The sequence below is a fragment of the Borborobacter arsenicus genome (assembly GCF_003934165.1).
In the GTDB taxonomy this organism is placed as follows: Bacteria; Pseudomonadota; Alphaproteobacteria; order Rhizobiales; family Rhizobiaceae; genus Pseudaminobacter; species Pseudaminobacter arsenicus.
Map to the genome: position 1 here is coordinate 1 of NZ_RKST01000071.1, position 6183 is coordinate 6183.

Consider the following 6183-nt stretch of genomic DNA (forward strand, 5'->3'; position numbering starts at 1 on the left):
TCATCCTCGATGGCGGCTGGATCGAGAGCTTGCCGCTATCACCTGCCACCGCTGCGGCAGCTCATACGAGCACTGTCGCCACCGCTGCCTTGGGTAACATTGATCGGTGAGGCAATAGGGGGGGTCAATTTCTCATTTCGCCTGACAATGCGACGAGGCTGAGTCCGGAGATACCGTCCTCATCACAGAAGTCTTTTCGATGAATTGGGTGATTGTGAGACAGGCGGCCGTCCTTCGACAGGCTCAGGATGATGGCAGGCGCTGATCTTCAGCAGCTTCATGGCCTTGAAGTTCACGATGCCGCCACCGACACGCTTGGCCTGCATCGCGCGGTCCACGATGGCATGTTGGCGAGATTCACCGGCTTCGCAGAGACTGTTGACGTCACTCCATCCAGCGGCTGCGGCGGATCCGTCTTGTCCTCAGCCAGGGCTCCCGAGTCTGAGAGCGGGGCTTCGAAGCTGGGGTCGGTGGTCGCGGCGGGCGTCACCGGCTCCAGGGCAGCGACGCTGTTGCCGAACTGCCGGGGCGCGAGGAATTCGGAGCAAAGGTTGGTCGCGCGCATGCCGCTGGTATACTTGACGAGCTTCGCGAGGCTCAGGAAGCGGGCGAAACAATCGCGCCCGCCACTATCGCAGAATATTAGCGGAAGGGCGCAGTTTTCGATTCCAAGGCCAAGGCAATTGCCTCTGTTCGGAATCGCCTCGATATTATCGAGCAGTCGCTCGATACCGATGCCGCAGCACTCACCGCCGAACGAGCAGCATAACCGTACCGTTCAATCGCGCGAGGCACTCACAAGTAAAGTCATTTCCGCTCGCCAGTCTGCTAATGCCGACAATCAAAAATTGATTGAAGCCCTGAAGGAGTGCGACGAACAAGTGACCAAAAGGGTTTTGAGTGAGGGTGGGACATGAGGTTCGGCTAATGTCACCGGAGTATGTGCGCCCCTACGTCAAAGCGCAGAAGATGGGATGGTTGCCGCCCTCCCCAGACGGCATCGCAATGTGCCAAGGTCGTGGTGTTCAACGCCACGAAAAGGAGAGGACGGCAAATGGAAGATACAATGATCGGAGTGGACCTGGCAAAGAACGTTTTCCAGCTTCACGGCGCGCAATGGCAGGGCATTTGAAATTCCGTAAGAAGCTGACGCGGTCACGGTTCCGGCAGTTCATGGCATGCCAGCTGCCGGCTTTGGTTATGATGGAAGCATGCGGCAGCGCGAGCTACTGGGCACGGGAAATGATCAAGCTTGGTCATGAGGTAAGATTGATCGCGCCGCCCTCTGTGAAAAGGCAGAAAAACGATGCCGCCGATGCTGAGGCAATCGTCGTTGCAGCGCAGCGCCCCGAGATGCGTTTTGTCCAGCCGAAGTCGGAAGCTCAGCAAGCCTGCGCTGTGCTGTTCCGAGCCCGGGAGCGCCTTCTCCATCAGGCGAAGAACGTCTTAAGTGCTGGAGGCGATGAGGGCCTGCGCGCCCCGGACCTGGATCGCCTTGACCAGCCTGGACACGTCGACGTCTTCCACGTCCGCCATCGGCTTGCCGAGCCAGGGGTTCCGGTTGTGAGCGAGAATGTCCCGCCGTATCGCTTTGGTGTCCGTCGGGACGTGCCGGTTCGTCGGTTCGACTCCTGGCCGGCAATCGCGATCACCGATCCCACGGCGCCCCAGGCGGTAAGCCGCCTGAGACGTTGTGCTTCGCTTTGGCTCAGGGTTCCGGGACGAGCTTCGTCGGCATCTCCAGCAGCGAGAACTGGGCATCGTTGCACGACACATCCGGGTTCGTGGGGCTGAACATCCCAAGCGGATTGTCCTTGAACAGCCAGACATGCAGGTCGTAATGATGAAAGCCCTGCGGTATCAGGGGCTCATGGCCTTCCATGGGCCCCTGGAAAGCTTGGCCGAAGAGACTCGGCCGCTCCTTGGTCGACGCAAGCGACACCAGCCACTCTGCCGCTACTAGTTTGAGCTTGTTGCCCTGCGGCTCGTAGATGAGCACATTCGGTTTCAAGGGGTCCGGCGGTCCCTGAAGCGTAACGTTTACGAAGTGAATTCCCATCGCACCCTTCGGGTAATCCATATGGCCTTCCATCTTCGAGCCGTCGTAATGGACGCAACCTACGGTCGACAGATAGAGGTCCCGCACGGCGACATAGGGATCTTCGTATTTGGCAAGAGCCTGCCGCACACGTTCGAGCTCGGTGTCGAGAGCCTCGTCGGCTTTTGACGCGCTGGTGCAGCCCAGTCCAATTGTAAACATGACGGAAATGCGGGCAAAGCTGGTGATATCCATTGGTTCCTCCCAGATATCCTTGAGCCAGCTTCTGCCCATTTCCGCGGGAGCACAATCCGAGTCCTGATTGCCTCCGAGCCTCGGCACCAGACGCCGGCTTGCTGGCCACCGGAGGAGTATGCCACCCCTCGACCAGTTTTCCCACTCCGTGACTGCCGCTGGCCGTCTTCGAGCCATTTGACGGCTCGGCGAAGCCGTTCGGGTGTCCAGTCGAGCCCGCGTTGCTTCAGCACACGGGCGATATGGTCCCATGTGTGGTCGGGCCGCATACGGCGAACCGTCGGCAGCCACTGGTTGAGTGTCGCATGGATACGTGCGCCGTATGCTGCTTTCTGGCCTCTGTCATCTTCGCCAGCCCTCTTGAAGGCGACGGTCGATTTTGAGTATTTCCGCGGCTGGCTGGTCGAAGGGCTCGGCTATGGCGACGGTAGCAAGGGTGGGCGTCCTCCCTTCGATCCGGAATCGATGTTCAAGGCCTGAGCCTGCAAGCCCAGCACAATCTGAGGGATGCCAGGATGGAGTTCATCATCCGAGACCGCCTGTCCTCGATGCGTTTCCTGGGCCAGATCGTCGACGCGTCCCTCGTGCCGACACCGAAGTAGCGGAACACGGATGCGGAGAAAGAGGCGATAAAGGCCGGCAAGTTGCAGCCCTAGAGTATCCGTTTTGGTCAAGGAAGGGATTGTGCCCATTTGGTCGTCCTTGAGCAACGCGTTAGCGATCTCAAGGAGCTTTCCATGGCGCGCCAGGCACTGGTGGTGGACCGCACGGCGGCGAAGAACAGGGCGAAGAACCTGACTTTGTCCATCCTGAAGCGCCACAATTCAGCGCAGCTCAGGCAGATCGAACGCCAGATCACCGCAACCGAGGCCGAGATCATGGCGCTCGTCAGGGCTGAGCCGGACCTGGCCCGCCGTTTCGACATACTCGCCTCAATCCCCGGTATCTCCACCGTCACCGCCTTCGCGCTGGTCATCGACATGCCCGAACTCGGCACGCTCGGAAACGGCCAAGCCGCTTCGCTCGCAGGCCTCGCCCCCATCGCGCGGAGTCCGGGAACTGGACAGGCCACGCCTTCATCCGTGGAGGCAGGGCAATGTTCCGCCATGCGCTCTACATGCCAGCCCTCGTCGCCATGCGCTTCATTTCCGATATGAAAGCCAACTACGACCGGCTCGTCGCCGCAGGCAAACCAGCCAAGAAGCCATTACCGCCATCATGCGAAAGCTCATCGTACTTGCTAACGCGTTGCTCAGCGACGACCCAAAATGGGCCCCTTCAATGCCTTGACCAACACGGATACTCTAGACAGGATTTTTTACAGGTCTTGTGGTCAACAGCAATGCCCCGCTTGGCCATCATTTCTCAAGATCGCGGAGGCTGAGATTGTAGGCCAGATACCAGCGCACACACAGCAGAATTACTGAACGGTCAAAATGACGGCCTGAAAACATGGAATAGTCCGATCACAAGAAGCGGCCTCCATGGCATCGGTCTTCGTTGACACCGCGAGTTTGCGGCAGAACCAAAACGACTTCCATTAGCGCTGCCAGCGTGATCTCCGGCTCCAGCCTGCCGTCGAGGATCGCCTCTACGATTGAGGGCACCAGCGGGTCAGGTGGCGAGATGCCGCAACTCCGAAGCGAAATCCCTATCACGTGGTAGCCGCTTGCCGCTCATGGGACCGGCGGATGCAGGCGCGTATCGAGCGCAAAAGGCTCCTGCAGTTTCAGCGCATATGCGCCAGTTGCGGTACTCGCGACGAAGACGAGGTTCCAACTATGCGAAGAAACGGCGCTCGGGATGACGATAAAACGATGACGCCGCAGAAGATCGTCGCCGAAGGCTTGCTGCCCGCCGCTGGGAATACCAGGACGGAGCCAGTTGGGGTTGGGCACTACGGCAGGATGGACGATATGGACATCGGTTGCGTCGGTGATGACAGCCGCCGTCATCACATGCGGGACCGTGTCGAGCGCCCTGAAACCCTTATGGACCGCCACTTCGAGGATCGCGGTCGAAGGGTCGATGGAACAATAGACCGCACGCACGCCCCTCCTGTTCCAGCGGCCGCCGACACGGTAGGCGCCTTCGCCGCTATCCCAAGTCGGCGCAAAGCGGGCCTGCTCGAGGCGCCAGACGAGAAGCTCCGTGCCGCCAAGCGCCGCCGGTAGCGGCGTCATGCATAGACGCCGTATTCGAGCCGTTCGAGATAACCCTCGACAAGCTCGATGCCGGCAGGTGTAGCCAGAAGATCGATCGGCCTGCGCTGGTCCAGCCCGATCGCCGGGCGCTCCAGCCATTGTTCCGCCTCGGCCTGCGATCCTAGCACGTCCGTCGCCTTGGCAAGGATCTCGGCGAACTTCCACGTTCGCCCGCTCTGCTCCCGGCTGAGCGGCTTCGACGGCGTATCCTTACGCCGCTGATAGGTTCGCACGCTCATGCCAACCGCCTTTTCCAGCGACTCAGCCTTGTGGATGAACACCAGCCGCCCGACGAGGTAGTCCAGCGCCGATGCCGGCAAGCCGTGTAGCAGCAACTCATGTGCGTCGAGCGCGCTGGTCACGCGACACGACAGGACGCGAGTGCCACCCAGCAACTCCGCGACCTTCTGCAGGTCGCCGATACCTCTATCAGGAGCCATGTTCTCGGCCGCGATCACCATGGTCACCCTTTCACGTCATCCGTCGTGTTTCAATATGACAATTGACGCTTGCCTGTTCAAGGGGCCGATCATTCGCGACCCTTTGGCGATGGGCGATACTGGAAACAGCTCATGCGGGCTCCCAATCACCAGCCATGGTGATGATTTTGCGGCATGGCATGCGAATTTGGCGTGCGCAAGCATATCTCTTTCGCGGTTTCGATGGTGAACCGGACGCCTTGAGACTATGGTTCATCACTTGGGGTTGGCGCTGGGCGGCGCAGGCCGGCAGCGGCCTTTGCCGAGCGCCTGATGATGCCGGTGAGCAACGATACCCTGTTGCGTTTCGTACGGCGGACTGAACAGCCGCACTGCAAGCTCGCCATCCCCGGCATCGATGACTTCGCGTTCCGGCGCGGCCAGCGATACGTTCGCTCGAGGAATGGCTCCATTGGCTTGACAGCAGCCGGGGACCAAGGCGCGCGCATGCTTCGGCGCTCTAGCGCGAAATGTGTAAGAAAGGCTTCGTCGCCAGATCGGCGTCGTCTCTGAATGGGCGCGGCGTCGACGGTTGGCCGAAAAGGCTAATCAAAGCGCACTTGCCCGCACGCCTTCGGCACGAAGCTTCGCCAGGCTTATGACGCTGGCGCGCGACGACCTGTCCAAATCAGACGCCGTGCTGATCGCAGCAATTGAGAGCAATGTTCCTGACATCGTTACTGCATGAACGCTGATCGACGATTTTCAGCAGATGATCCGCTCAAAGTGGATCGCAAAACTGGACGCTTGGCTCGATGGCGCGAAAAACCTTGTCGGCTCCTTTGCTAACGGGATGAAAAGGACATCGCTGCAGTCCGCAACGCCATTGTTTCTCTGTGGTCAAACGGCCAGACCGAAGGCCAGATTATCAAGCTCAAACTCATCAAGCGGCAAATGTACGGTCGCCAAGATCGATCTGTTCCAGGCGCGCCTAGTCGGTGCAACTTAGGCGAGGCCGCAGCGAAAGTGCGTCAGACCCTCATTCCCCGAAAAATCACACCCAGGTTCTCTCTCGACGTATGCCCGACAAAAGTACGGGCCAAAGGGACAGAATAACACTGCATTTACATCGGCTTGCAACTCCGTACTAGCGCTCGTGGACAAAGGTTGACTGCGGAATCCGGTTTTGATTCAAGGCTTCCATTTGGAGGCAGCTTTGGGCGAACGGATTGGGTTGACGGACGAGGAATGGACACTGATCGCCCGC

Annotated in this window: 5 protein-coding genes and 6 pseudogenes; 6 read left to right on the plus strand and 5 right to left on the minus strand. The window is 59.6% G+C overall.

What is annotated here, in order from left to right; all coding sequences use genetic code 11:
• Positions 1–251 precede the first annotated feature (251 nt).
• Both EET67_RS25935 and EET67_RS26290 read left to right on the plus strand, forming a co-directional pair.
• Positions 252–917, plus strand: coding sequence for a hypothetical protein (locus EET67_RS25935; protein ID WP_210211173.1), 666 nt, complete (start codon positions 252–254; stop codon positions 915–917).
• A gap of 137 nt (positions 918–1054) precedes the next feature.
• Positions 1055–1455: pseudogene (locus EET67_RS26290) on the plus strand (IS110 family transposase); the annotation flags it as partial.
• Positions 1456–1708: 253 nt separating this feature from the next.
• Here the strand turns inward: EET67_RS26290 and EET67_RS24965 are convergent.
• On the minus strand, positions 1709–2293 hold the full coding sequence (locus tag EET67_RS24965; protein WP_128628870.1) for a hypothetical protein: 585 nt from the start codon (positions 2291–2293) through the stop codon (positions 1709–1711).
• Positions 2294–2463: 170 nt separating this feature from the next.
• Positions 2464–2648 (minus strand): annotated as a pseudogene (locus EET67_RS26295) (recombinase family protein); the annotation flags it as partial.
• A 5-nt stretch (positions 2649–2653) separates the two neighbouring features.
• Between EET67_RS26295 and EET67_RS26300 the strand changes: the two are divergent.
• Both EET67_RS26300 and EET67_RS26555 read left to right on the plus strand, forming a co-directional pair.
• A pseudogene (locus tag EET67_RS26300) lies at positions 2654–2856 on the plus strand (transposase); the annotation flags it as partial.
• Between the two features lie 417 nt (positions 2857–3273).
• A pseudogene (locus tag EET67_RS26555) lies at positions 3274–3401 on the plus strand (IS110 family transposase); the annotation flags it as partial.
• A 215-nt stretch (positions 3402–3616) separates the two neighbouring features.
• Here the strand turns inward: EET67_RS26555 and EET67_RS24985 are convergent.
• The 3 genes and pseudogenes from EET67_RS24985 to parS form a co-directional block, all read right to left on the minus strand.
• Positions 3617–3747, minus strand: a pseudogene (locus tag EET67_RS24985) (IS6 family transposase); the annotation flags it as partial.
• A 222-nt stretch (positions 3748–3969) separates the two neighbouring features.
• A complete protein-coding gene (locus EET67_RS24990; RefSeq protein WP_128628872.1) occupies positions 3970–4476 on the minus strand; it encodes an RES family NAD+ phosphorylase in 507 nt (168 codons plus the stop codon).
• Positions 4473–4958, minus strand: a complete 486-nt coding sequence (gene parS, locus EET67_RS24995; RefSeq protein ID WP_128628874.1) for a type II RES/Xre toxin-antitoxin system antitoxin — start codon at positions 4956–4958, stop codon at positions 4473–4475. Before parS ends, EET67_RS24990 begins: the two co-directional genes overlap by 4 nt.
• A gap of 208 nt (positions 4959–5166) precedes the next feature.
• On the opposite strand from parS, the pseudogene EET67_RS25000 reads away from it, so the two are divergent.
• A pseudogene (locus EET67_RS25000) lies at positions 5167–5366 on the plus strand (hypothetical protein); the annotation flags it as partial.
• A gap of 142 nt (positions 5367–5508) precedes the next feature.
• Positions 5509–5664 (plus strand): transposase, encoded by a 156-nt coding sequence (locus EET67_RS25005; RefSeq protein ID WP_245451242.1) that lies wholly within the window; start codon positions 5509–5511, stop codon positions 5662–5664.
• The last annotated feature ends 519 nt before the right edge of the window (positions 5665–6183 follow it).

Excerpts from the sequence above, each read along its gene's own strand:
- parS (WP_128628874.1), bottom strand. The coding sequence starts at position 4,958 with ATGGTGATCGCGGCCGAGAACATGGCTCCTGATAGAGGTATCGGCGAC.
- EET67_RS24990 (WP_128628872.1), bottom strand. The coding sequence starts at position 4,476 with ATGACGCCGCTACCGGCGGCGCTTGGCGGCACGGAGCTTCTCGTCTGG.
- EET67_RS25935 (WP_210211173.1), top strand. The coding sequence starts at position 252 with ATGGCAGGCGCTGATCTTCAGCAGCTTCATGGCCTTGAAGTTCACGAT.
- EET67_RS24965 (WP_128628870.1), bottom strand. The coding sequence starts at position 2,293 with ATGGATATCACCAGCTTTGCCCGCATTTCCGTCATGTTTACAATTGGA.